A 1,072-nucleotide genomic window follows, 5' to 3' on the forward strand; every position below is an offset into this window, starting at 1 on the left:
TCTTTTACGAACGAAGTGCTGGAAAAATCCACGCTTGCACTTTGTGTGCGGTTACGGAAAACCGGGTGATCGAAATCGATCTCGAAGCTCACTTTGAAACCTTCGAAAGGGACGAAAGTGGCGCGCTTGTCGCCGTCTTCCACTGTCACTTCCCGCAGGATCCGGATGAACTTCTTGGCGGCGTCCTGCTCTTCCAGGCCGGCCGATTGAATCAGGAATACGAAAGGTCCAGCGCTACCATCCATGATCGGGACTTCGGACGCGGAGAGCTCGACGTAGGCGTTATCGATGCCCAGGCCAGCCATGGCCGAGAGCAAGTGCTCCACCGTATCCACTTTGACGTCACCGTTGACCAGCGTGGTCGACATCGTGGTTTCGCCAACGTTTTCCGCGCGAGCAGGAATCTGCACCACAGGGTCCAGATCGGCACGAACAAACACGATGCCGGTGTCGATAGGTGCAGGCTTGAGGGTCAGGTATACCTTCTCCCCGGAGTGCAGGCCTACACCTGTGGCACGGATAATATTTTTCAGTGTGCGTTGTTTAATCATGGCTTGGGCCGCTTCAGCGCAAATTGCGAACTGGTATCAACAAAGGCTGGCGATAATAGCAGACCACGCCTTTGCTGAACACCAATCACCTTCATAGCCCTGATACATTCCATCAATCAGCCTGACGACGCAGGAATGCCGGGATGTCCAGGTAGTCCAGATCGTCTTGCGGATTCATCTTCGCGGCAGTCGCAGCACCGGCCTGAGCCTGGTTGCGCATGACGGTCGGACGGTCCAGGTCACGGTAGTTCACAGCAGGCGCTTCCTGACGCGAAGGCGCTTGTTGCTGCGGTTGCGATGCCACGGACGTGTGCATGGTGTTGTCGATAACCTTCACAGGCTTCTCGATTTTTGCGCCCAGACCAGTGGCAACCACGGTCACGTGCAGTTCGTCGCGCATGTCTGGATCGATAACGGTACCGACCTTGACCATCGCGTGCTCGGAAGCGAAGGCTTCGATGATGCTACCCACGGCGGAGTACTCACCCAGCGACAGGTCAGCACCGGCGGTGAACTTCACC

2 pseudogenes are annotated in these 1,072 nt (G+C 56.6%); both read right to left on the reverse strand.

From position 1 onward, the window contains the following. A pseudogene (gene lpxC, locus ACIQY3_RS32795) lies at positions 1-551 on the reverse strand (UDP-3-O-acyl-N-acetylglucosamine deacetylase); the annotation flags it as partial. Positions 552-663: 112 nt separating this feature from the next. Continuing rightward, positions 664-1,072: pseudogene (locus tag ACIQY3_RS32800) on the reverse strand (cell division protein FtsZ); the annotation flags it as partial.

The sequence above is a fragment of the Pseudomonas sp. NPDC096950 genome, assembly GCF_044762525.1.
In the GTDB taxonomy this organism is placed as follows: Bacteria; Pseudomonadota; Gammaproteobacteria; order Pseudomonadales; family Pseudomonadaceae; genus Aquipseudomonas.